At 72.1% G+C, this 22,625-nt stretch carries 25 protein-coding genes; 8 read left to right on the forward strand and 17 right to left on the reverse strand.

The window, feature by feature from the left end; translation table 11 throughout:
- Positions 1-6: 6 nt before the first annotated feature.
- From V3T34_RS03015 to V3T34_RS03040, 6 genes are all read right to left on the reverse strand, one after another.
- On the reverse strand, positions 7-1,158 hold the full coding sequence (locus V3T34_RS03015; RefSeq protein ID WP_305079082.1) for an amino acid ABC transporter permease: 1,152 nt from the start codon (positions 1,156-1,158) through the stop codon (positions 7-9).
- A 10-nt stretch (positions 1,159-1,168) separates the two neighbouring features.
- Positions 1,169-2,380: an amino acid ABC transporter permease gene (locus V3T34_RS03020; protein ID WP_305079081.1), complete on the reverse strand. Its 1,212-nt coding sequence runs from the start codon at positions 2,378-2,380 to the stop codon at positions 1,169-1,171.
- A 70-nt stretch (positions 2,381-2,450) separates the two neighbouring features.
- Complete coding sequence (locus V3T34_RS03025) at positions 2,451-3,473, reverse strand: amino acid ABC transporter substrate-binding protein (RefSeq protein ID WP_060847739.1); 1,023 nt, start codon at positions 3,471-3,473, stop codon at positions 2,451-2,453.
- A 237-nt stretch (positions 3,474-3,710) separates the two neighbouring features.
- A complete protein-coding gene (locus V3T34_RS03030) occupies positions 3,711-5,636 on the reverse strand; it encodes a right-handed parallel beta-helix repeat-containing protein (RefSeq protein WP_305079080.1) in 1,926 nt (641 codons plus the stop codon).
- A gap of 12 nt (positions 5,637-5,648) precedes the next feature.
- Positions 5,649-6,335 (reverse strand): hypothetical protein, encoded by a 687-nt coding sequence (locus tag V3T34_RS03035; RefSeq protein ID WP_305079079.1) that lies wholly within the window; start codon positions 6,333-6,335, stop codon positions 5,649-5,651.
- Positions 6,332-6,856, reverse strand: coding sequence for a hypothetical protein (locus tag V3T34_RS03040; protein WP_305079078.1), 525 nt, complete (start codon positions 6,854-6,856; stop codon positions 6,332-6,334). Before V3T34_RS03040 ends, V3T34_RS03035 begins: the two co-directional genes overlap by 4 nt.
- 765 nt (positions 6,857-7,621) lie before the next feature.
- Between V3T34_RS03040 and metC the strand changes: the two genes are divergently transcribed.
- Positions 7,622-8,809 (forward strand): cystathionine beta-lyase, encoded by a 1,188-nt coding sequence (gene metC, locus V3T34_RS03045; RefSeq protein WP_305079077.1) that lies wholly within the window; start codon positions 7,622-7,624, stop codon positions 8,807-8,809.
- Between the two features lie 102 nt (positions 8,810-8,911).
- On the opposite strand, the gene V3T34_RS03050 is transcribed toward metC, so the two are convergent.
- Entirely contained in the window at positions 8,912-9,505 is a 594-nt protein-coding gene (locus V3T34_RS03050; protein WP_305079076.1) for a pyridoxamine 5'-phosphate oxidase family protein, read from the reverse strand.
- A 111-nt stretch (positions 9,506-9,616) separates the two neighbouring features.
- Here V3T34_RS03050 and V3T34_RS03055 point away from each other — a divergent pair, with 111 nt between their 5' ends.
- Complete coding sequence (locus V3T34_RS03055) at positions 9,617-9,934, forward strand: hypothetical protein (RefSeq protein WP_091882475.1); 318 nt, start codon at positions 9,617-9,619, stop codon at positions 9,932-9,934.
- On the opposite strand, the gene V3T34_RS03060 is transcribed toward V3T34_RS03055, so the two are convergent.
- Positions 9,889-10,620, reverse strand: coding sequence for a gamma-glutamylcyclotransferase (locus V3T34_RS03060; protein WP_305079075.1), 732 nt, complete (start codon positions 10,618-10,620; stop codon positions 9,889-9,891). The genes V3T34_RS03055 and V3T34_RS03060 overlap by 46 nt on opposite strands.
- A gap of 145 nt (positions 10,621-10,765) precedes the next feature.
- On the opposite strand from V3T34_RS03060, the gene V3T34_RS03065 reads away from it, so the two are divergent.
- Both V3T34_RS03065 and V3T34_RS03070 read left to right on the forward strand, forming a co-directional pair.
- On the forward strand, positions 10,766-11,077 hold the full coding sequence (locus V3T34_RS03065) for a hypothetical protein (protein WP_060847746.1): 312 nt from the start codon (positions 10,766-10,768) through the stop codon (positions 11,075-11,077).
- Between the two features lie 83 nt (positions 11,078-11,160).
- Positions 11,161-11,454, forward strand: coding sequence for a hypothetical protein (locus V3T34_RS03070; protein ID WP_060847747.1), 294 nt, complete (start codon positions 11,161-11,163; stop codon positions 11,452-11,454).
- A gap of 19 nt (positions 11,455-11,473) precedes the next feature.
- Here the strand turns inward: V3T34_RS03070 and V3T34_RS03075 are convergent, their stop codons facing one another.
- Both V3T34_RS03075 and V3T34_RS03080 read right to left on the reverse strand, forming a co-directional pair.
- On the reverse strand, positions 11,474-12,199 hold the full coding sequence (locus V3T34_RS03075; RefSeq protein ID WP_305079074.1) for an alpha/beta hydrolase: 726 nt from the start codon (positions 12,197-12,199) through the stop codon (positions 11,474-11,476).
- A gap of 116 nt (positions 12,200-12,315) precedes the next feature.
- On the reverse strand, positions 12,316-12,792 hold the full coding sequence (locus tag V3T34_RS03080; protein WP_305079073.1) for a hypothetical protein: 477 nt from the start codon (positions 12,790-12,792) through the stop codon (positions 12,316-12,318).
- A gap of 287 nt (positions 12,793-13,079) precedes the next feature.
- On the opposite strand from V3T34_RS03080, the gene V3T34_RS03085 reads away from it, so the two are divergent.
- Complete coding sequence (locus V3T34_RS03085) at positions 13,080-13,310, forward strand: hypothetical protein (RefSeq protein WP_305079072.1); 231 nt, start codon at positions 13,080-13,082, stop codon at positions 13,308-13,310.
- Between the two features lie 99 nt (positions 13,311-13,409).
- Positions 13,410-14,408, forward strand: a complete 999-nt coding sequence (locus V3T34_RS03090; RefSeq protein WP_305079071.1) for a GDSL-type esterase/lipase family protein — start codon at positions 13,410-13,412, stop codon at positions 14,406-14,408.
- A gap of 156 nt (positions 14,409-14,564) precedes the next feature.
- Here V3T34_RS03090 and V3T34_RS03095 read toward each other — a convergent pair whose 3' ends face one another.
- The 7 genes from V3T34_RS03095 to V3T34_RS03125 all read right to left on the reverse strand — a co-directional run bounded on the left by V3T34_RS03095 (position 14,565) and on the right by V3T34_RS03125 (position 19,981).
- Positions 14,565-15,020, reverse strand: coding sequence for a type II toxin-antitoxin system RatA family toxin (locus tag V3T34_RS03095; RefSeq protein ID WP_048431019.1), 456 nt, complete (start codon positions 15,018-15,020; stop codon positions 14,565-14,567).
- Positions 15,021-15,024: 4 nt separating this feature from the next.
- A complete protein-coding gene (gene lipA / locus V3T34_RS03100) occupies positions 15,025-15,987 on the reverse strand; it encodes a lipoyl synthase (RefSeq protein WP_091882454.1) in 963 nt (320 codons plus the stop codon).
- A gap of 153 nt (positions 15,988-16,140) precedes the next feature.
- Positions 16,141-16,428 (reverse strand): GlsB/YeaQ/YmgE family stress response membrane protein, encoded by a 288-nt coding sequence (locus tag V3T34_RS03105; protein ID WP_060847754.1) that lies wholly within the window; start codon positions 16,426-16,428, stop codon positions 16,141-16,143.
- Between the two features lie 154 nt (positions 16,429-16,582).
- A complete protein-coding gene (locus tag V3T34_RS03110) occupies positions 16,583-16,909 on the reverse strand; it encodes a lipid-A-disaccharide synthase N-terminal domain-containing protein (protein ID WP_060847755.1) in 327 nt (108 codons plus the stop codon).
- A gap of 4 nt (positions 16,910-16,913) precedes the next feature.
- The gene (locus V3T34_RS03115) at positions 16,914-17,672 is read right to left on the reverse strand and encodes a glycosyltransferase (RefSeq protein ID WP_305079094.1); all 759 of its coding nucleotides are present in this window, start codon (positions 17,670-17,672) and stop codon (positions 16,914-16,916) included.
- A 23-nt stretch (positions 17,673-17,695) separates the two neighbouring features.
- On the reverse strand, positions 17,696-19,411 hold the full coding sequence (locus tag V3T34_RS03120; protein WP_305079070.1) for an ArnT family glycosyltransferase: 1,716 nt from the start codon (positions 19,409-19,411) through the stop codon (positions 17,696-17,698).
- 147 nt (positions 19,412-19,558) lie between these two features.
- Entirely contained in the window at positions 19,559-19,981 is a 423-nt protein-coding gene (locus V3T34_RS03125; protein WP_236012769.1) for a hypothetical protein, read from the reverse strand.
- 226 nt (positions 19,982-20,207) lie between these two features.
- Between V3T34_RS03125 and V3T34_RS03130 the strand changes: the two genes are divergently transcribed.
- Both V3T34_RS03130 and V3T34_RS03135 read left to right on the forward strand, forming a co-directional pair.
- Positions 20,208-21,275 carry an ABC transporter ATP-binding protein gene (locus V3T34_RS03130; protein WP_305079069.1) on the forward strand — a complete coding sequence of 356 codons (1,068 nt, stop codon included), beginning with the start codon at positions 20,208-20,210 and terminating at the stop codon, positions 21,273-21,275.
- A gap of 132 nt (positions 21,276-21,407) precedes the next feature.
- A complete protein-coding gene (locus tag V3T34_RS03135) occupies positions 21,408-22,430 on the forward strand; it encodes an extracellular solute-binding protein (RefSeq protein WP_407942653.1) in 1,023 nt (340 codons plus the stop codon).
- The last annotated feature ends 195 nt before the right edge of the window (positions 22,431-22,625 follow it).

The following is a 22,625-nucleotide window of genomic DNA, read 5'->3' on the forward strand; positions in this document are numbered from 1 at the left end:
GGGGATTCACCGTGTCTGGCCGGCCGCGAGCCGCCGCTCCATGAAGCGGGCGTAGCGGGACATGCCGAAGCAGAAGACGAAGTAGAACAGGGCCGCGAAGGCGTAGCCGGTCATCACCACGGTCGGCGCCGCCCAGGTGGGATCGACCCGGGCCGATTCGATCGTGCGGATGAAGTCGAAGATGCCGACGATCGAGACGAGGCTCGTATCCTTGAACAGCGCGATGAAGCTGTTGACGATGCCCGGGATCACGATGCGCAGGGCCTGGGGCAGGATGATCAGGCGCATCCGGTGCCAGGGGCTCAGGCCCAGCGACATCGCCCCCTCGGTCTGGCCCCGCGGGATCGCCTGCAGGCCGCCGCGCACCGTCTCGGCCATGTAGGCGGCGGAGAACAGCGCGATGCCCACCAGCGGCCGCACCAGCCGGTCCACCGTGACGTCGCCGGGCAGGAACAGCGGCAGCATCACGTTGGCCATGAACAGCACGGTGATGAGCGGCACGCCGCGCCAGAACTCGATGAAGATGACGCAGAACAGCCGCACGATCGGCAGCCGCGAGCGCCGCCCGAGCGCCAGGAGGATGCCGAGCGGCAGCGCCGCGACGATGCCGACGAGCGACACGATCAGGGTCACCAGCATGCCGCCCCACAGGGAGGTCGGCACGGCAGGCAGCCCGAGCGCCGGCACCCCGGCGAGCAGCCCGTAGGAGACGAGCGGGAAGACGACGAAGAAGTAGAGCGCGCCGAGACCGCGCTTGGGCGCGTCGAGCCACAGCATCCACCCGACCCCGACCGCCATCAGGGCGAAGAAGACGTTGGGCCGCCAGCGTTCCTCGACCGGGTACGAGCCGTAGACGAAGTAGTTGATCTTGTTCGCCACGAAGGCCCAGCAGGCGCCGACCGGGCGGCCCAGGACCTCGGGCCGGCAGGCGTCGCGGTTCTCGCCGGTGAAGACCGCGTCAATCACGAGGAAGCGCAGCAGCGGCGGCAGCACCAGCGCGACGACGGCGAGCGCCGCCAGCGTCATCACGGTGTTGGCCGGGCTGGAAAACAGATTCTGGCGCAGCCAGGCGAGCGGCCCGGCGACCAGGGCGGGCGGGGCCGATGCGGGCACTGGCTCGCGGCGGACGAAGGTGAGTGTCGGGGATCCGGCGGTCATGATGGGCGCCTCACCGCTCGATCAGCGCGACGCGCCGGTTGTAGAGGTTCATCACGAAGGCGGTGACGAGGCTGATCGTCAGGTAGACCGCCATGGTGATCCCCACCACCTCGACCGCCTGGCCGGTCTGGTTCAGCACCGTGCCCATGAAGACCTGGACGAGGTCCGGGTAGCCGATGGCCACCGCCAGCGACGAGTTCTTGGTGAGGTTGAGGTACTGGCTCGTCAGCGGCGGCACGATCACCCGCATCGCCTGCGGGATCACCACCAGCCGCATCGTCGGGCCGGGCTGCAGGCCCAGGGCCCGGGCCGCCTCGGTCTGGCCCTTGTTGACCGCCTGGATGCCGGCCCGCACCACCTCGGCGATGAAGGCCGCGGTGTAGACCGTGAGCCCGACCACGAGGGCGACGAATTCCGGATAGAGCTGCATCCCGCCGCGCAGGTTGAAGGTGCCCTTCACGGGAAACTCGAGCGCCACCGGGGCGATCCCGAGGAGCGCCAGCACCCCGTAGGCCAGGAGCGGCAGGCCGAGGACCAGCGCCAGCCCGACCGTCAGCACCGGCAGGCGCCGGCCGGTCTTCGCCTGCTCGCGCCTAGCATGCGCCCGGAAGACCAGCGTGCCGACGATCCCGACCAGGAGGGCGATGGGCAGCGCCCAGGCATCTGCCGCCAGCAGGGGCTTGGGCAGAAAGAGGCCGCGCTGGTTGAGGAAGACCGATGTCCCCAGCGCGTAGGAATCGCGGGCGCCCGGAAGGCTCGCCAGCACCGCGACGTACCAGAACAGCAATTGCAGCAGCAGCGGGATGTTGCGCAGCACCTCGACGTAGACCGTGGCGAGGGTGCGCACGATCCAGTTCGGCGACAGCCGCGCCACGCCGACCGTGAAGCCCAGGATGGTGGCCAGCACGATCCCGATCACCGCCACCATCAGGGTGTTGGTGAGCCCGACCAGGAAGGCGGTGCCGTAGGTCGAGGTCGCGGCCGCGAACGGGATCACCGTCTGGTTGACGTCGAACCCGGCGGTATTGCCGAGGAAGCCGAAGCCCGAGGCGACGCGGGCGTTGCGCAGGTTCTCGGCGGCGTTGCCGATCGCGATCCAGGCCACCACGCCCACCGCCAGCAGCAGCAGGATCTGGTAGGCCGCCCCGCGGATGCGGGGATCGTAGAGGGGCGAGACCCGGGGCGGACCCGAGCGGGACTCGGCCGGAAGCTGCGTCGGCAAGGGGGCGTGCTCGCGTCTGTGGTTGTCGGGGCGGCGCCCGGGATCGCCGGGCGCCGCGTCTGTCAGGCGGTCAGCGGATCGGCGGGCCGTATTGCAGGCCGCCCTTCGACCACAGGGCGTTGAGGCCGCGCTGGATCTTCAGGGGCGAGCCCTGGCCGACGTTCTTCTCGAACACCTCGCCGTAATTGCCGACGAGCTTGATGATCCGGTAGGCCCAGTCGTTGGTGAGACCCAGATCGGTGCCGTACTTGCCCTCGGTGCCGAGGATGCGCTTGACGTCCGGATTGTCGGTCGACTTCACCATCTGGTCGACGTTCGCTTGCGTGATGCCGGCCTCCTCGGCGTTCAGCATCGCGTAGTGGGTCCAGCGGACGATGTCGGCCCACTGGGCGTCGCCCTGGCGCACCGCCGGTCCGAGCGGCTCCTTCGAGATGATCTCCGGCAGCACGATGTTGTCGTCGGGGGCCGAGGCGCGCAGGCGCTCGGCGTAGAGGCCCGAGGCGTCGGTGGTGAAGGCGTCGCAGCGGCCGGCATCGTAGGCCTTGAAGGTCTCGTCGGCGCTGGCGAACGCCACGACCTCGTATTTCAGCTTGTTGGCCCGGAAGTAGTCGGCCAGGTTCAGCTCGGTGGTGGTGCCCTGCTGGGTGCAGACCGAGGCGCCGTCGAGCTGCTTGGCGGACGCGACGCCGAGCTTCTTCTTCACCATGAAGCCCTGGCCGTCGTAGAAGTTGACGGCCGGGAAGTCGAGCCCGAGCGTGGTGTCGCGCGACATCGACCAAGTGGTGTTGCGCGACAGGATGTCGACCTCGCCCGACTGGAGCGCCGTGAAGCGGTCCTTGGCCGAGAGCGGGATGAAGCGGACCTTGGTGACGTCGTTGAAGATCGCCGCCGACAAGGCGCGGCAGAAATCGACGTCGAGCCCGGTCCAGCGGCCCTGCGCGTCCGGCACGCCGAAGCCGGCCAGCCCCGGGTTGGAGCCGCAGGAGATGTAGCCCTTCTGCTTGATGCTGTTGAGCGTCCCTTGCGCCTGGGCGGCGCCGGCCAGCAGGGTGGCGCCGAGCCCGAAGGCCAGGGCGGCGACGATTCTCTTCATGCGGACTTCCATCTCCCGTTCCGGTTGCGGCGCCGTGGGGCCGCCGCCCGATTGCTCAAGCGCGAACGCTGCCTAAGCAAGAGGCATTCCAAGCGAAGCGGGCTGCCCGGTCAAGGGGTTGGCGCGTGCGACGAACAGCGTAGGCGGGGCTGCCGCCGGTTCGCGATCGGCGCAGGTTCTCACTGCCCAGGTGTAGCGCGCAAAATCAGATGGCATGGGGCGCAGGATCGAATGTCATCAGTTTAGCAGGTACGACCCGCCGATTTCCAGCGTCGCGCCGTCGGCGGCGGGATAGCCGCCGTCCAGCTTTTGCAGAACGACGACGCTGTCGTAGGCGGTGAAGTCGCCGGTAATGACGCCGGACGGCCCCTTGCCGACCCACTTGCCGCCGATGCCGTTGACGCCCCTCGGGAGACCGACCCGTAGGCCGTACCCGCCGCACGTCCCGTTCGTCGTCACAGCGACCTTGATCTGTACCGACACCGATCCGCCGGGATGGATGAAGTACCGCCCGGTCGCACTCGCGCTGCCGAGCGAGCCGGAGGGGCAGGCGAGCGATGGAGTGAAATCGGTCCAGGCGCCCGCCGCGGTCGGTGCGTCGTCCGTCGTGTTCTGCCACTGGACGGTCGAGGGCGACCCACTCGTGATCGCCCTGCCGGCACCCCAGCCGCGCGCGACGTTGCCCGCGATGTAGGTCAGTGTCGCCTTGGTGTCGGTCCCGTCGTCGTCGACCCAGATGGCCCGGGTGGCGCCGCCATATGGCAGCAGCGTGTTGTTGCGCAGGACGGTGCCGGAGGCGCGCAGGCGCAGGGCGGGCAGGATCGTCTCGGCGTCGCGCTGCACCTGGATCGCCCCCTTGATGGGCGAACCCGGGAACGCCGTCGTCATCCACGTCGCGTAGATGGTATTATCCGCGACCAGGCAGTTTTGGGCCGAATTGACCTCTACAGCCATCACGTTGATGTTGCGGAACGTGTTGCCGATCGCCGAGCAGCCGACCGCTCCGCCGAAGTCGATCCCATCACCGCCGACCCCGTCGAACAGGCTGTTTGTCACGCGCATGTCGAAGCCGGGCCCGATGACGGCGCTCCGGGTCCAGTGACTGCGATCGGAGGGAATGCCAACGTTGAGGAACGACGAGCCGTCGATGCTCAGGGACCGGCCGGCGAACAGCACGCCGAAGTACTGCTGATTGCGGAAGCGGCTGTCCCTGACGACGAGCCGTTGCGTGTAGCCCTTGGCGGGGTCGAGCCAGCACTCCGTCGGCTTGGTGCTGTCGGGGCACGTCAGGCCGGCGCGGGCATATATGCCGTTGGTGCCGCCGTCGAAGGTCACGCCATCCGCGGTGATATCCGACGAGCCGTAGATGCTGCCGCCATCGCCCATGCCGGCCTGGCCGCCCGACAGGCTGCCGCCGCGCACGACAATGGCGCCGCTGTCCTCCCAATGCAGCGCGTCCTGGTAGGCGCCGAGCCGCGAGTTGACGATCCGCGTCTCGGTCCGATCGGCCCGGTCGGTATTAGAGAGGACCGAGAAGGCGTGACGCTTGCAGCCGCCGACCGTCACGTCGTCGAGCGTGACCGCGCCGACACCGGACGCCACGATGCAGTCCACGTCCGCCGGCTGGTCGGGCGCATTGCCGTCGACCTTGAGGCGGCGGACCGATGCGCCCTTGCCGAGGGTGAGCGCGGTCGTCCCAACCTTGGCCCGCAGATAGGTTGCATCCCCCTGCCCTTGGAGCGTGCCCCCTGCCGGCACGGCCGCGGCGGCCACCAGGCAGGTTCCGCGCGGCATGAGCACGACGGGTGCGGACCGGAACGCCCGGGCGATGGCTTGCGTGTCGTCGGCAAGGCCGTCGCAGCGGACGCCGTAGAGGCGCGCCGGCGCCATGTCGGACAGGAGCGCAGCGAGATCGAACAGGTCGGAGCCGGGCGCCGGCCGGACCCGCAGGCCCGATCCGTCGACGGCCGGCGCTCCGCTCGAGAGAGCATCCAGCAGGATCTTCACGGCGCTGTCGACGTAGCGCGTGTTCGCAGGCGCTGCCGAGTTGTCGTTGGTCGCTCGATTAGGCACCGGCACGACCGGCGCTACACCCAGCGCGAGGGCGAGCGTGGGGACGATCGTCAGAGCGGAGACGGTGGCGAGTAGGCGCGAGAGACGCACGATGGACCTCGATTACTGAGCCTTGAGAGGGAGGCCGCCAGCGCCCTGGCGGAAGTATTTGCCGGCCGGGACCGGAACTGGACCCTCGCCCGACCACACCGGAAGGCTGTCGATCCAGGCGCCGTAAAGCGCCTCCATGACGGCCGCCATGCCAGCATCTCCCGGCACGAGCGGCAGGCCGAGGGCGGCGCGCGCCTCGACGGCGCTCCGGGCACCGGTTCCGCCCTGCGCGATGGACAGTGCAGTGGTGAGGCCGGACAGGCTGGTGATGTCGGCATTGTCTCCTGCTGCCGCCTTACCGGCCAGAGCGCTCGCCGGAGCACGGGTCTGGATCGCCGCCCTCAGGAGTACCACCGCGGCATCGAGCGCGGCCGAGAGCTTGGCGAGCGTGTCGCGCTCCGGCGCCACGCCGTCCCGCAACGCGCTGCGCAAGCTTTCGCCCAGGTCGGACCCGGCCAGGTACTCGACGAGATCGGCGACGGTGAAATCGTAGTCCCGGGCGCCGCGGATCGCCGCGACGGCACCGGGCACCACGACGGGCCCGGTCGGCGTGCCGTCCGGGACGATCGTGCCGGCCAAAAGATCCAGCTCCGCCTCCTCGGGCGTCAGCGCGATCGTGGCGGCGGCCGGGTCGCGGCGGTAGCCCGCCACCCACGGCCCGGCCTTCGCGGTGAAGCTGTGGAGCCGCTTGGCGCTCACTTGCCCTTCTCCCCCTTCTTGTCGTCGCCGGCGGTGACGTGGACGGTGGTGAGGAAGCCGCCGTCGCTCCGCACGGTCTTGTTGACGCTCTCGGCCTTCCACTGGCCGTCGATCAGCGGGCCTAACCCGGAGGAGGTCGCCGGAGCCTCGGCCCTGGCATGCGGCAGGCCCGGGCTCTCGAAGTAGCCGCCGCCCGAGCGGTTGTCCGAGGCGTAGACCTCGGCCTCGTTGCGGTAGGGGTGGGGCAGGATGCGGATCGGCCCCTGGCGCTTGGCGGAGGCCTTGGTCAGCTTCCGCTTCCCGGTCCTCTCGTCGTACCACGCCGCCGCCACGCTGCCGACCTCCGGGCGCGGCTCGACCTCGATCTCGTAGCCGAAGTTCCGGCGCCGGCGGATCAGGATCGGCGCGAAGGCGGTGCCGGCGCCGTTCTTCCCGCCCCCGCGCTTCATCGCGACCAGCTTGCCGCCGGCGGGCTTGACCGTGGCGCCGATCTCCTTGCTGACCGCGGTGGCGAAATCCATCAGTGACTGGTCCCAGCGCAGGCGGTAGGCGAGCTCGATCTTCGCCAGCTCGGGCTCCGACCTGGCTGCCCAGGCCGGCTTCGCCGGCGAGGTTCTTCACCAGGTCGCCGTAGGTGGTGGCGTCGTAGTGCTTGCGGCCCGACACCTTGAGCTTGTCGACGAAGTCGGCCGCCCGGAAGGTCAGGTCCATGGTCTCGCCCTGCTCGGGATCGCCCGACAGGGTCGCCTTCTGGAAGGTGTACTTCCCCTGCTCCACCAGCTCCTCGTCGGCCCAGCCCATCAGCACCATGTAGGTGTCGCCGCGCTTCGGCAGCGGGACGAGGCTCGGCGGGCCGACGCATTTGATGCGGGCGCTGTCGCTCCGGCGTTCGGGTTTGGACCTCGAGGCCCGCGGTAGGGTGCATCCTGCTGTGCGAAGTCGTGGCCGCTGGCCTGTTTTTCTGGGCCGCCGGCTCCACAAGGCCATGACAGATGATGTTGCGCGTCAGCACCCAGCCACGCCTTGTTCTGCCATATGATTCGGGCGCGGCGCGTTCGCCCAGATCGACCACCGTAAGGCCGAAAAATCCTTTGGGGACAAGTGCCTATCCCGACGGAACCCGGCCGATCCCGGAAATTCCCGGTTCTGCCATCTGATCTGGCGTCCTACATCTCGCGGCAGACCGTCACCGCCCAGGCTTGACGGCGGCGGGTGGTGCGGGATGTGCTCGGCCTCGATCTTCCGTCCGGTTTCCGGACGCCCGATCCTGCCACGCCAGAGGCCCGATGAGCATCACCCCGCCCCGCGACAAGAGCCGCCTCGGCACCCGCACCCGCCTGGTCCATGCCGGCCGCGACCCGTCGCAGCAGCACGGCTTCGTCAACACCCCGATCTATCGCGGCTCGACCGTGCTCTACGAGAGCTACGACGCGATTCAGAACCGGCGGTCGGAATACACCTACGGCACCGCCGGCACCCCGACGATCCGCTCCCTCGAGGCCGCCTGGACCGAGCTCGCGGGCGCCGCCGGCACGGTGCTGACGCCCTCGGGCCTCGCCGCCGTCACGGTCGGGCTGCTCTCCTGCCTCAAGGCCGGCGACCACCTCCTGGTGACCGATTCCGCCTACCGCCCGACCCGGGTGTTCTGCGACGGGTTCCTCGCGCGGTTCGGGGTCGAGACCACCTACTACGACCCCACCATCGGGGCCGGCATCGCGGCGCTGATGCGCGGGAACACGGCCGCCGTGCTCACCGAGGCGCCGGGCTCGCAGAGCTTCGAGATGCAGGACATCCCGGCCATCGCGCAAGCCGCCCACGACCGCGGCGCCTGCGTCCTGATGGACAACACCTGGGCGACGCCGCTGCTCTTCCCGCCGCACGAGCGTGGGGTCGACATCGCCATCGAGGCCGGCACCAAGTACCTGTCGGGCGGCTCGGACCTGCTGCTCGGCCTGACGTCCGCCAATGCCAAGTACTGGCCGGCCCTGCGCCGGACCTTCGAGCAGTTCTCGATGTGCGCCGGGGCCGAGGACGTGTTCCTGGCGCTGCGGGGCCTGCGCACCCTGCCCTTGCGCCTGCGCGAGCACGGCGAGCAGGCGCTCGCCCTCGCCCGCTGGTTCCAGGGCCGGCCGGAGGTCGCCCGGGTGCTCCACCCGGCCCTGCCGGAGGATCCCGGCCACGCGATCTGGTCGCGCGACTTCCTGGGCTCCTCCGGCCTGTTCTCGATCATCCTCGAGCCCTGCCCCGAGGCGGCGGTGGCGGCGATGCTCGACGGGCTGGAGCTGTTCGGGATGGGGTTTTCCTGGGGCGGGTTCGAGAGCCTGGTGATCCCGTTCGACTGCGCGCCCTATCGCAGCGCCAACCCCTGGGCCCCGGGCGGGCCGGGCCTGCGGTTCCAGATCGGGCTCGAGGACCTCGACGACCTGACGCGGGACCTCGACGCCGGGTTCGCGCGGCTGCGGGCGGCATCGTGAGGCGGTGACGGCGCCTCGCTCGCGCCGCATCCGCCGCGCGCCATGCTCGGCCCGGATGGCCGGCGGCGGAACCTCGGGGGCGATCGAGCCGGCCGGGGCCCGCTACGGCGCCAGCCAGGTCGCCGCCGGCTCCTTCCCGTCCCAGCTGAACAGCGCCCGCCGGTGGCCCTGGCGGGCGAGGTACAGGAACTCGAGCCGGGCGGCCGTCAGCACGACCACGCGGAACTCCGCAAAACCGGCCTCCACGCCGTCGTCGTCGCGGGGCTGGGCGTAGGCGCCGCCCTCGGCCAGGGGCGTGCCGGGCCCGGGCGCGGTGGCGTAGCCGATCCGGCTCATCGGCCGCGACGCCGCCCAGGCGGCGCGGGCCACCGCGTCCTGCCCGTGCAGGCGGGCCGTGCCCTCGATCCGGACCTGGATCTTGGCCTTGGGATCGTAGGCGTGGAGCGAGACCCGGGGGTCGGCGGCGATCTCGGCGGCCTTGGCGGAGCGGGCGTCGCAATGGACGCGCAACGACCGGGCCGCCCGGTCGACCCCGCGCAGCACCACGGTGCGCAGGCGCGGGGCGCCGTCGCGGCCGATCGTGGCGAGGGCCGGCGTGTGAAAGCCGCTCTGGTGGGCCGCGCCCTCCTCCAGCCGGCGCCAGGCCTCGGCGAGGCAGCCCGCGAGGTCGTCGTAGAACGCAGGCGTCTCGGTCATGGTGGCTCGCGCGGATCCGGTTCGTTCACCAATCTAGGTCACGATCCGGGGAACCGGGATGCCCCGGTGAAGCTTGTCCGTACGTCCGATCCTTCCGAGGTTCTTCGACCCATGACGCTCCGCACGATGCTGGCCTGCCTGCCTCTGGCGGCTGCCCTGGCCGCCGCGCCGGCGGCCGCCGCCGACATGCCCGCCGGCTATGCGGGGCGCGCCGGAGCCGGGTTCTCGGCCGGCTGGGTCGCGCCGCCCCCACCCCCGCCCGTCGCCCTCGAGGCGGAGGTGCAGGCCGACATCCTCGTCGCCGCTCCGCCGCCGCGCCGTCTCCTCGGCTTCGGCTACGCGCCGGTCCTGCCCTATTACGGCGTCTCGACCGGTCCCTACGGCTACCCGCCGCGGCGCGAGCCGGGGGTCGGCGTCGGGCTGTTCTGAGCCGCGAGCCGCTCCGCCACCAGCGCCTGCAGGGTCCAGAGGTGGCGGTCGCGCAGGCCCGCCGCCTCGCAGGCTGCCACCGTGTTGAGCAGGTACTCGGCGCTCGGGCCGGTCGGGCCGCAGGCTGCCGCGATGTGCCCGGCGATCGCCTCGTCCGTCAGGCGTCCGGCGTAGCGCGTCCCCGCCCGGTCGGCCACGAAGGCCAGGGCCGGGACGGGGCCGTCCGCGGTCCCTACGGCGATCCAGCGGGCTTCGTATCCGCGCCCGCGCATCTCCCGCCGCCAGACCGGCCGGACCGCCTCCCGCAGGTCGGGGCCGGCGATCCGGTAGGCGAAGCCGCGGCATCGGCCGCCCCGGTCGAGGGCCAGCATCACGCCGGGCCGCTCCGGCGTGCCGCGAAAGCCGGGCTGCCACAGGCAGAACCGGCGGTGCCAGCCCCGCACCGTCGCCGCGCGCCGCTCGGCCACGGGAAATTCCGGCCGCCACATCAGGGCGCCGTAGGCGAACAGCCACAGGGCGTCGCGATCGCCCGGCTTCTCCGCCAGGGCCGCGTCGAGGCGGGCATCGGCCTCCGCCTCGCCCATCAGCGCCATGCCGCAGCCGGGGCCGCGTTCGTCCGCGGCCACGGGGTGCGGGTGGGTGCGTGCGATCAGCGCGGCGGTGAGCGTGAGGGAGCGTTTCGGCATCGCGACCGTTAGTGCAGTGGGTGCGGCAGCGTTGCCGTGGGCCGGGCGGGGCCTCGCGGCTTTTCGGCCAAGCGTGGCCGCCCCATGTCCGTTAGTGCCGTGCTAAGCCGCGCGGGTCCAGATTGTCCGGAATGGAGGACGCGTTATGGCCATCACGGGTCGCTTCAATTTCCGCAAGACCCTGACGGGCAAGCTCGTCCTGCAGGTCGAGACCGAGCGCCGCTCCTGGTGGCCCTTCGCCCGTGCCGCCTCGCCGGGCCATGTCTGGCGCGACGCCACGCCGAAGGACCTGACCGCGGTGGAGCTGCAGCCGCTGCTCAACCTGCGCCGCAATCCCGGCTACATGCCGCGCAACCCGGTGATCTTCATGATGGGCCGGGAGCCGGCGAGCGCCGCGCCGTCGGCCGAGGTGGTCACCCTCGCGGCCCACCGCGCCGGCCAGCAGCAGGCCGGCTGAGGGCCGCGGCACCGCCCGCGCCCTGCCGCGTTGTCCCGGTTCACCAGGACGGGGCGCGACCCCGCCGAACGGGAGAGCGCAGGATGGGCATGACCTCCGTGAACCAGGCCGTCATCGAGACCCTGTCGGAGCAGATCGTCGCCGCCTATTGCGGGTCCGGCCTCCCCGAGGGGCCCGCCCGGGGCAAGTCCCGTGCGCGGCTGATGGACGAGGTCGCGCATGCCATCGAGGAATCGGTCGGCAGCCGCACCCTGGCCGAGGACGGCCCGGAGCGGGTCAATGCCGTGCTCGCCGATTGGGAGGCGCAGGAGGGCCGCAGCTTCGGCCTGCGGCTGATCGAGATCGACCCCGGCCGCACCGTGGCGACCATGGGATAGGTCTATCCCCGGAATAGGCCTATCCCCGGCCGAGCTCGACCAGCAGGTCGGCGAGCGGCCCCGGCGCGCTCACCATCGCGTCGTGGCCGGTGGCGAGGTCGCGCCAGTTCCAGCCGGGCTGGCCCCGCACCCAGTCCTTGACCCGGTCGAGGGTGGCGTAGGACGGCGTCGTGCAATCGACGTAGGTGCGCGGCAGCCCGTTGCCGACGGGGCCGCGGATCGGCAGCGGGCTCTCGTAGGTGCCCAAGGGGTGCGGGGTCAGGCGCCGTTCGAGCCAGGCCGCGTCCGCCGGATCGAGCACCCCGAAGGCCGCGGCCGGCGGCGGCGGCAGGCTCACGCCCCTACTCGACTCCGCGGCGGCCCGGCGGCGGGCCGCCACCACCTCGGGGGCGAGCCCGTCGAAGGGTGACCGGCCCGGCTCCACGATCAGCGCGTCGAGATAGACGAGGTGGCGCAGCCGCTCCGGCATCGCCTCGGCGACGCCGCTGATGGCGAGGCCGCCGAACGAATGCCCGACCAGCACCACGTCGGTCAGCTCCTCGGCGGCGATCGTTCCGGCGACGTCCTGCACGAAGGTGTCGAGGGTGATGGCGCGCGACATCAGGTGCGCCCGCTCGCCGAGGCCGGTGCAGGTCGGGGACAGCACCCGGTGCCCCTGCGCCCGCAGGCGATCGGCCACCCGGACCCAGCACCAGCCGCCATGCCAGGCGCCGTGGACCAGCACGAAGGTCAGCCCGTCGCTCATCTCGCTCAAGCCCTCCCGGCGCGTCGGCGGAGCCAAGCGCGAACGGGCCCGGCGCGCAAGGGGCTTATGATTGGGGCTTCGGATGAGGGCTTCGACTCGGAACCCCGGCCCCGGCCCTACTCCTCGGCCTCGTCGCGGTCCTCGCGGTTGGCGTCGAAGCCGGCGATCATCCGCTCGATGGCCTTGAAGCTGCGCACCGCCTCCTGGGTGCGGCCGGCGGCGCACTGGCCCTCGGCCGAGCGGTACCACAGCAGCATGCTGTTGAAGGCGTGCTGGTGGGGCGCCTCGGCGACGCGGGCGCGCCGCGCGGTCTCGGCGTCGAACCACACCCGCGCGAGGTGGCCGGCATTGGTGCAGACGTCGGCGGAGGGCGGCAGGGCGGCGCGGGAGACGGTCGGGTCGCACAGCATGGCGAACCAGATCGCCCCGGCGACGAGGCCGGAGGCCCCCAGCATCCCGAGGGCGCCGCGCCCGCGCCGGCGCCAGTCGGGCCGCATCGGCTCGGCGGCGGGCAGCGCCTCGACGGTCTCGGGCCGGCAATGGGTGTAGTGCGTCGAGCCGTCGGCGTGATGGTGAGGCCACGGATGGGTCATGGGGGCACCCCCTCGATCAGGGTGGGACCCGGGAGCCTCGCATGAACCATCACGGGAGCCGGGTCGTCGGGACGGATCGCGGCGGCAGCACGACGAGCCGCAGCCGATCGCCGGACGATCGTGCGGCGGCGTCGGACCCTCGCGAGATCGCCGATGGTTAAGCCCGCCTTGCGGCGTCCGGCGTGTTCCAGCGCACATTCCGCGCGCAAGTGCTGGCGCCCGCGCGGGCGGCGTGCTCTCTCGGGCGGCAGGGGCGCGACGACGCCCCCGATCGGGAGGACGACGCGATGAGGCATTGGCGCGAGGCGGCCGCGGCCGCCCTCTGTCTCGCGGCCCTGTGGGCGGCCCCGGCGGAGGCGCAGGACCGCCGCTGGGCGACCGCCTGGGCCGGCTCGGTCCAGGGCCCCTACCCGGTCGGCAACCCCTCGGCCCAGCCCGACCAGAGCTTCGCCTTTCCCGATCCGGCGGAGGGCGCCCGCGACCAGACCCTGCGGCTGGTGCTGCGCCCGGACCTGTAGGGCCGCGAGGCCCGCCTGCGGATCTCGAACGCCTTCGGTACCCGGCCGCTGACCCTCGACGGCGTCCATGCCGGGCTGCAGCTCGGCGGCGGCGCCCTGGTGCCGGGGACGAACCGGCCGGTGCTGTTTTCCGGGCGCGACCGGGTCACGGTCCCGCCCGGGGGCGAGGCCTGGTCCGACCCGGTCGCCCTGCCCTTCGCGGCCGACCCCGATGCGGCCCTGCTCGCCGGGCGCAAGCTCGCGGTCTCGCTCCACGTCGTGGGCGCGAGCGGGCCGATGACCTGGCACGCCAAGGCGCTCCAGACCTCCTACGCCACCGCACCCGGCGCGGGTGGGCACGGCGCCGACGAGGACGAGGCCGCCTTCCCGTACTCCACCGCCTCGTGGTTCTTCCTCGATGCCGTCGACATGGCGGTGAGCGCGCCGACCCCGGTCGTGGTCGCCTTCGGCGATTCGATCACCGACGGCACCGCCTCGACGATGAACGGCGACGACCGCTGGCCCGACGTGCTGTCGCGCCGCCTGCACGCGAAGGCCGGCAACCGGGTCGCGGTGGTCAATGCCGGCATCGGCGGCAACCAGGTGGTCGGCCCGGCGGAATACGGCCCCCGGAAGCCCTTCCCGGGCGGTCCCTCCGCCCTGGCGCGGCTCGACCGCGACGTGATCGGCCTGTCGGGCGTCGCCAGCGTGATCTGGCTCGAGGGCACCAACGATTTCAGCCGCAACGGCGAGGCCACCCGGGAGGCGGTCGAGGCCGGGATGCGCGAGGGCGTCGCCCGCCTGCGCGCCGGCATCCCGGGCGTGCGGGTGATCGGCGCCACCCTCACCTCGGCCAAGGGCAGTTCCAGCCCCGCCCACGGCCATCCCGAGCAGGACGAGAAGCGTCGCGGCCTCAACGCCTTCATCCGCGAGTCGGGGGTATTCGACGGCGTGGTCGATTTCGACGCCGCGACCCTCGATCCCTCGACCGGCGGATTGCGCCCCGAGATGGTCCCGGAGAGCACCACCGGCGGCAAGGGCGACCGGCTGCATCCGAACCGGGCGGGTTACGTGGCGATGGGGAGCGGGATCGATCTCGGGGTGGTGCTGGGACGCTGATCCCTCAATCGTCCTTCGTCCGGGCCGCGGGACGGTTCAGCATCTTGCGGAACCGTAGCACCCTCGCGCGATCTTCGATCGCCCCAACCTCTCTCCCACACGGGAGAGGGGGCCCCCGCGCCCGACTGTATCAGACTGGATCAAGTGGAAACCGTGTCACGCCCGCGCGTACAACCGATCCGCCCGGCTCTCGAACGCATCCGTGAACTTGCGGAACGCCCGGTCGAACATCTTGCCCATGAGGAGCCCGAGCGCCAGGCTCTTGAACTCGTAGGTGATGAAGAACTCGACCGTGCAGCCGCCGTTCGGGGCCTCGCGGAAGGTCCAGCGGTTCTCGAGGTGGCGGAACGGGCCGTCGATGTACTCGGCCAGGATCTTCAGGTTCGGCCGGTCGAGGCGGACCCGGGTGGTGAAGTGCTCGGAGATCGCCTTGTAGCCGACGCCCATGTCGGCGACGAGGGTCTCGGTGCCGTCCTCGCCCTCCTGCTTGCGCAGCACCCGGAGCGAGTCGCAGAGCGGCAGGAACTCGGGATAGCGCTCGACGTCGGCGACGAGATCGAACATCTCCGTCGGGCTGTGGCGGACGGTGCGGGTGGTGCGGAAGCTCGGCATCGGGTCAGACGGTCCCCAGCCGGTCGAGCCGGGCCTGCTTGAGCCGGGCGAAATCCTCGCCGGCATGGTGGGAGGAGCGGGTGAGCGGCGTCGCCGAGACGAGCAGGAAGCCCTTGGCGTAGGCGGTGGTCTCGTAGGCCTTGAACGCGTCCGGTGTCACGAAGGACAAGACCGGGTGGTGCTTCTTCGTCGGCTGCAGGTATTGCCCGATGGTCAGGAAGTCGACCTCGGCCGAGCGCAGGTCGTCCATCAGCTGGAGCACCTCGTTGCGCTCCTCGCCCAACCCCACCATGATCCCCGACTTGGTGAAGATGGTGGCGTCGAGTTCCTTGACCCGTTGCAGCAGGCGGATCGAGTGGAAGTAGCGGGCGCCGGGGCGCACCGTCAGGTACTTCGACGGCACGGTCTCGAGGTTGTGGTTGAACACGTCGGGGCGGGCCGCCACCACGATCTCGAGGGCGCCGTCCTTGCGCAGGAAGTCGGGGGTCAGGATCTCGACGGTGGTCGAGGGGCTCGAGCGCCGGATCGCCGCGATGACGGCGGCGAAATGCGAGGCGCCGCCGTCCTTCAGGTCGTCGCGGTCGACCGAGGTGATGACGACGTGGTGCAGGCCGAGCTTGGCCACGGCCTCGGCCACCCGCTCGGGCTCGGCCAGATCGAGGGCGTCCGGCATGCCCGTGCGCACGTTGCAGAACGCGCAGGCCCGGGTGCAGGTATCCCCCATGATCATGAAGGTGGCGTGCTTCTTCTCCCAGCACTCGCCGATGTTGGGGCAGCCCGCCTCCTCGCACACCGTGACGAGCTTGTTCTCGCGCACGATGGCCTGGGTCTCGGCCCATTTCGGCGAGCCCGGCGCCTTGACGCGGATCCAGTCCGGCTTGCGCAGGATCGGCTGGTCGGGCCGGTGCGCCTTCTCCGGGTGACGGGGGCGCTGGTCGTTGCGCAGGAGGTCGAGGACGACGGCCATGGGATCCGGGCGGGAAGCGGTCGCGAACCCTTCGCGGCGCGGTCCTGACTTAAGATGTCCGGGCCGCCGGGGCAAATGGGGCGTGACGCGCCGCCGCGCGGCGCGCCATCCCGGGCTTGCCGTCGCGCCAAAGGCGCAACGGTCTCGGGAGGGTCAGTAGCGCCGCTCGCCCCGGACCGCCCGCACCACCGCGATGACGATCACCGCGCCGACGGTCGCCGAGAAGAGGTTGCGCCAGAACCCGAAGATCGGGATGTGGAACTGCGCCGCCAGGAAGTTGCCGACCACGCCGCCGATGATGCCGAGCACGATGTTGCCGAGCAGGCCCATGTTGGAGTTCATGAAGCGCTCGGCCAGCCATCCCGCCAGCGCCCCGATGACGATGGCCATCAGGAGGCCGACGCCCGGCTGCCCGAGCGCTCCGTACACGTGACCGTCCATGCTGTTCCCCTGTGTCGCCGCCGGTTCGACGGCCCGGGCATAGATGGGGTGGCGCGGCCGCGTTGCACCAGGCCGGGCTTGGCGGGAGATGCGAAATCTGACGGTGCGGCACGCCCGCGGCCGGGCCGCGCGCCGGAGGGGCGGCCCCGGCCGCCTACTTCCCCTCGGCCTTCCGCTCGCGGAACAGGAGTGCGAGGTTGCGCAGGTAGATCACCGTGCCGAGGCTCTGGCCGAGGATGAAGACCGGGTCGCGCCGGTAGAGCGCGTAGCCGAGCAGCACCGCCGAGCCGCCGAGCGACAGGAACCAGAACGAGAGCGGGATGACGCTGCGCCCCGCCTTCTCGCTGGCGACCCACTGGACGAGGAAGCGGGCGGTGAACAGCCCCTGCCCGACGAGGCCGACCAGCAGCACGAGGTCCACGGGGCCGGTGAACAGCGACCAGAAATAGGCGCTGAGCCCGTGCATGATGTCGGCGACCATCGCCCTACTCCGTCTCGACCTGCTCGACCTGCGGCACCCGGCGCCGGCGGCGGATCAGCCACCACACCCCGGCGAGGTCGAGGATGCCGACCCAGAGCCGGTCGAACAGGCCGTAATTCGAGTGGCCGGTGAGCCGCGGCCGGTCGACCACATCGCCGTGGACGACGGAAAACCCCTCGCGGGCGACGAGGGCCGGCATGAAGCGGTGCAGCGCGTCGAAATACGGCAGGCGCAGGTACACCGCCCGGCGGAAGACCTTGAGGCCGCAGCCGGTGTCGCGGGTCGCGTCCTTGAGGATGCGGCCGCGCACGCCGTTGGCGATGCGCGACTGGATCATCTTGCGCCGGCCGTCCTTGCGGCCGACGCGCTGGCCCTGCGCCAGCCCGGCCCCGGGGCCTGCCGCTTTCAGCGCCCCGACGAGGCTCGGGATGAAGGCCGGGTCGTTCTGGCCGTCGCCGTCCAGCGTCGCGACGAACTCGCCGCGCGCCGCGAGCACGCCGCTGCGCACCGCCGCGCTCTGGCCGCAGCTCTCGCGGTGGCGCACCACCCGCAGCTCCGGGTGCCGCGCCCGCGCCGCCGCCAGGGCCGCCGGGGTGGCGTCGGTCGAGCCGTCGTCGACGTAGACGATCTCGAACGGGCTCAAGGGCGCGCAGGCCGCCGCGATCTCGGCGAGGAGGGGCGCGATGTTGCCGGCCTCGTTCTTCACCGGCACCACCACGCTGAGGCGGATGGCCTCCTGCTCCTGCACGGCCTGGTCCGGCATGGCCTTGTCGCTCTCCGTCTGGGTCACGGCGTCACCGCGTAGGCCGACAGCCCGACCGGCTTGCCGCCGTTGATGTTGAAGCCCGTCACGCGGCCGACCGGCTGCGGCGGGGTGCCGCCTTCCGCGTCCGCAAACGCCTTGGCGAAGCGGTCCTCGACGTAGACGAGGCGGCAGCCGCCCCGGCGCAGGAAGCCGGCGGCCTCCTCGCCGGAATCGAGCATCGCGAGGTCGGTGCCGATCAGGAAGACCAGGCTCGGCTCGCGGTAGCCGAGGGTGCCGACCGTCGGATTCCGGCACGGCAGCGCGTCGCGGATCGCCGCGAGCCGCGGCGAGACCTTCAGGGCGGGCAGCGCCGGCTGGGTCAGGCCGAACACCGCCGGGCTCAGGAGCAGGCTCGCCAGCACCGCGGTCGCCAGCGCGCGCTCCGGGAACCCGTCCGCGAAGGCGCGCCAGGCGAGGAACGCGACGGCGCCGGCGGCGAGGAGCAGCGGCAGGCCCGCCCACGGAATCGTCCCGTCGAGGCGCCAGGCCGCGACGCAGAGGCCGATCGTGAGGCCGGCGGGGATGAACGGCACCAGGAGCGCCACGAGCCGCGCCCCCGGCCGGTCGCGATGGACCGCCCCGCGGGCGACCGCCATCACGGCGAGGATCGCGAGGGCCGTGCACAGCGGCAGCACGTAATGCGGCAGCTTGGTCGGCACCGCCTCGAAGACGAGCCAGGACGGCAGCACCCAGGCGACCAGGAAGGCGACGCCGTCCTCGCGCCGGTTCGCCCAGGCGAAGGGAATCGCCATCGCGGCGAAGGCGGCGGCAGGCCAGAAGGTGGCGAAGATGACCAGCAGGTAGGTGCCGGGCGGCGCCCAGTGCTGGGTCTGGGCGGTGCCGACCTTGCCCAGCATGTCGTGGCCCACCGCCTCGCCGTAGAAGGCGCCCCCGCTCTTCAGCGTGATGGCGACGAACCACGGCGCGACGAGGACCAGCACCAGGACGAGGCCGAAGCCCGGGCGCAGGCGCTTCAGCCAGGCGCCGGAGCGGGCAAAGACCGAGAGGCCGAGCGCGGCGAGCCCGGCGAACATCGGCACCATCGGTCCCTTGACCAGGATGCCGAGCGCCACCGCGAGCCAGAAGGTCAGCACCGTGCCGGTCGGCAGCCGGAGGGCGGCGGCGCGGGTCAGCCACGCCCGGGCGAGCGCCCCCATGGCGGCGACCGCACAGGCGGTGAGCAGCGCGTCGGTCTTGGCGAGCCGCGCCTCGGCCGAGAGCATCACGCTGGCTCCCACCAGGGCGGCGGCCAGCAGGGCCTGGCGCCGCGGCAGGAAGGCGAGCGCGGCCCAGTAGCCGAGCAGCACCGTGGCGACGGCGCCGATCAGCGAGGGGATGCGGTAGAGCCAGATGGCGGTGCGGGCGCCCGGCACGCCCAGCGCCTCGCCGGCGGCGACGACCGCGCTCTGGGCCCAGTAGATCCCGACCGGCTTCTTGTGCCGGGCCTCGCCCTGGAAGCGGATGTCGACGAACTCGCCCGATTCGAGCATCTGCTTCGAGGCCTGGGCGAAGCGCGGCTCGTCCCGGTCCATCGGCTGGAGCGAGGCGAATCCCGGCAGGAAGCAGACCAGCGACAGGACGACGAGCAGCGCGCAGGCCGCCCCGTGGCTGCGCGCCCCGAGATCGAGGAGGCGCTCCGCGAAGAGGCCCACGGAGGCGGCGCGGCCGGGGCGGCGCCCGGCGGCAAGGCTCGTCAATGCATGGCTCCGAACCGGAAATCCCGACGCGCACGGCGCCTGTCGCGGCGGGCGCCCGTGTCGGTGATCCGGTCCGGAAAGTCAATTTTTCGCGGCCGGAGCGGCGGGGCGTCTCGACCGGTCCGGGAAGCGGGTGGAATCCTGCCGTTACGCCATCTCGAACAGGAACCCGTCCACCGCCGGGATCGCCACCGACAGGCTGACCCCGCGCGAGGCCCGCGACAGGCGCCAGGGGCGCTCGCGGCCGGCGCGCACCGCCTCGGAGGGGCGCAGGCGGCGGGTGGCGCCGTCCTCGCCGACCTCGTCGATGGTGAGGAAGCCGTAGACGAGCAGGCGCGAGGCGAGCAGCTTGGTCTCGCGGTCGCCGGCGGCCACCGGCAGGCTGCCGGCCTCGTAGACCGTGTCCATCAGGCTGCGCTGGTCGCGCCGCGCGGCGGCGACCCGGGGGCTCGGCGCGAGCTCGTGCTCGATCGGACCGGGACGCTCCCGGCGCCGGAACGCCACCACTTTTCCCCCTTCGAAGGCTCGACCTCCCTCGGGGGCGCCGTCCTGGCCCGACAGGTTACGCATACGCACCACACCCTTCGACGCGCCGCCGACTCGTGCAGGCCGCGGCGATGCGGAGGATTCGATGATTCCGCTTAACGCCCGATTGACCCTGAGCGCGATCGCCCCGTGCCGGATCGGCGCAGGCACCCGCGCCCTCGCCTTGTCCCGGCGCCCTCGCCCGGGGCGGGCATCGCGTGTATGAGCGCCGGCGCTTCCCCCCTTCCCGGCGCACGAGGAGCCCGCCCGCATGACCGAACCGGCCCCGTCGCGCCCGGCCGCCCTGGCGGTGGAGGACCTGGCCTGCCGGTTCGGCCGGGTGCAGGCCCTCGCCGGCGTCTCGCTCGCCGTGCGCCCGGGCGAGGTGATGGCGCTGCTGGGTGATTCCGGTTGCGGCAAGAGCACGCTGCTGCGGGTCGTGGCCGGGCTCGAGGCGCCGCAGGCCGGCACGGTGCGGCTCGACGGGCGCCTCGTCGCCGGGCCGGGGACGTGCGTGCCGCCCGAGGCGCGCGGCGTCGGCCTGATGTTCCAGGACTACGCCCTCTTCCCCCACCTCACGGTGCGCGAGAACATCCGCTTCGGCCTCAAGGGCCAGCCGCCGGCGGCCCGCGAGGCGGCCGACGAGCTCCTGGAGCAGGTCGGCCTCGCGGCCCATGCCGGCGCCTACCCGCAGACCCTGTCGGGCGGCGAGCAGCAGCGGGTGGCGCTGGTGCGGGCGCTCGCCCCGGGACCGCGGCTGCTGCTCCTCGACGAGCCGTTCTCCAACCTCGACCGGCGGATGCGCGACCGGGTGCGCGAGGACACGGTGGCGCTCCTGCGCCGCACCGGCACCACCGCCCTGATGGTGACGCACGATCCCGAGGAGGCGCTGGCGGTGGCGACCCGCATCGCGCTGATGCGCCGCGGCCGCATCGTCCAGGTCGCCACCGGGGAGGCGCTCTACCGCCGCCCCGAGAGCCTGTTCGCCGCCCGCTTCCTCGCCGACGCCGCCGAGATCCCGACCCGGATCGCCGGGGGCCGGGCCGGCACGCCGCTCGGCGCGGTGCCCGCCTCCCACCTGCCGGAGGGCGCCCCGGTCCGGGTCTGCCTGCGGCCCGAGGCCCTGCGGGTCGGGGCGCCGGGGGACGGCCTGCCCGCCCAGGTCCTGCGCCGCACCTTCCTGGGGGCGGCGAGCGTGCTCCATCTCGGCTTGCCGGGCCTGTCCCTGCCCCTGCGCGCGCGCCTGCCCGGGCCGGGCCCCTACGGCCCGGGCGACGCCGTCGGGGTGACGCTGGTGCCGGATTCCGTGCTGGTCCTGCCCGACGAGGAAGCCGCGTAGCCCGCAAGACTTACGCGCCGGGTCGAGCAGGCTTACATTGAAACAACTAAAATCTATCGCACTTGCTTTTGTTTCGGGATTGCTTCTCTAGGAGGCGCCACCTTCGGGAGACGCCCCTTGTCCCTGTCACGTATCGCGCTCGGCCTCCTCGGTCTCGTCGCCCTCGCGGGCCCCGCCCGCGCGCAAGGCGCCCCGGAGGGCGCCCGCGAGGTCAACCTCTACACCACCCGCGAGCCCGGCCTGATCCGCCCGCTGCTGGACGCCTTCACCAAGGCGAGCGGCGTCAAGGTCAACACGGTGTTCGTGGACAAGGGCCTGACCGAGCGCGTCGCCGCCGAGGGCGCCCGCTCCGCCGCCGACGTGATGATGACGGTCGACATCGGCAACCTGATCGAGCTCGTCGACCGCGACCTCGCCCAGCCGGTGCGCTCCCCCGCCCTCGAGGCGGCGATCCCCGCCGCCCTGCGCGACCCCGAGGGGCGCTGGTTCGCCCTCTCGACCCGCGCCCGGGTGGCCTATGCCGACCCGGACCTGCGCGACCTCGCCGGGCTGACCTACGAGGATTTCGCCGACCCGAAATGGAAGGGCAAGGTCTGCCTGCGCTCCGGCCAGCACCCCTACAACACCGCGCTGATCGCCGCCTACCTGGTCAAGCACGGCGAGGCCAAGACCGAGGCCTGGCTGCGCGGCCTCAAGGACAACCTCGCCCGCAAGGCGGCCGGCGGCGACCGCGACGTCGCCCGCGACATCGTCGCCGACCTCTGCGACGTCGGGCTCGGCAATTCCTACTACGTCGGCCTGATGCGCAGCGGCCGCGGCGGCCCGGAGCAGCAGAAGTGGGGCGAGGGCATCCAGGTGGTGCTGCCGACGTTCCAGGGCGGCGGCACCCACGTCAACGTCTCGGGCGCCGTGGTGGCGAAGAACGCCCCGCACCGCGACAACGCCGTCAAGCTGCTCGAGTACCTCGCCTCCGACGAGGCGCAAGCGCTCTACGCCAAGGCCGATTACGAGTACCCGGTGAAGCCCGGCGTCGCCGTCGACCCGCTGCTCGCCGCCCTCGGGCCGCTCAAGGTCGATTCCACCCCGCTCGTCGAGATCGCCCGCAACCGCAAGGCGGCGAGCCTGCTCGTCGACAAGGTCGGCTTCGACCGCTGATCCGCGATTCGTCTCCGTCATGCGGGGCGGAGACGGATGAAACTCGGGAAACCTCCTCTCCCCGCGGGCGGGGAGAGGCCTGAGCTCCGAAGGGGCTCGGGGAGCCGCGAACCGTAGGTTCGCTGCGAGGGTGAGGGGGTGGTGCCGGAGCAGTCTCGTCCGGAGATACCCCCTCACCCACGCTCCGGCTTCGCC

It is taken from the genome of Methylobacterium ajmalii, from assembly GCF_036448855.1.
Lineage (GTDB): Bacteria > Pseudomonadota > Alphaproteobacteria > Rhizobiales > Beijerinckiaceae > Methylobacterium > Methylobacterium ajmalii.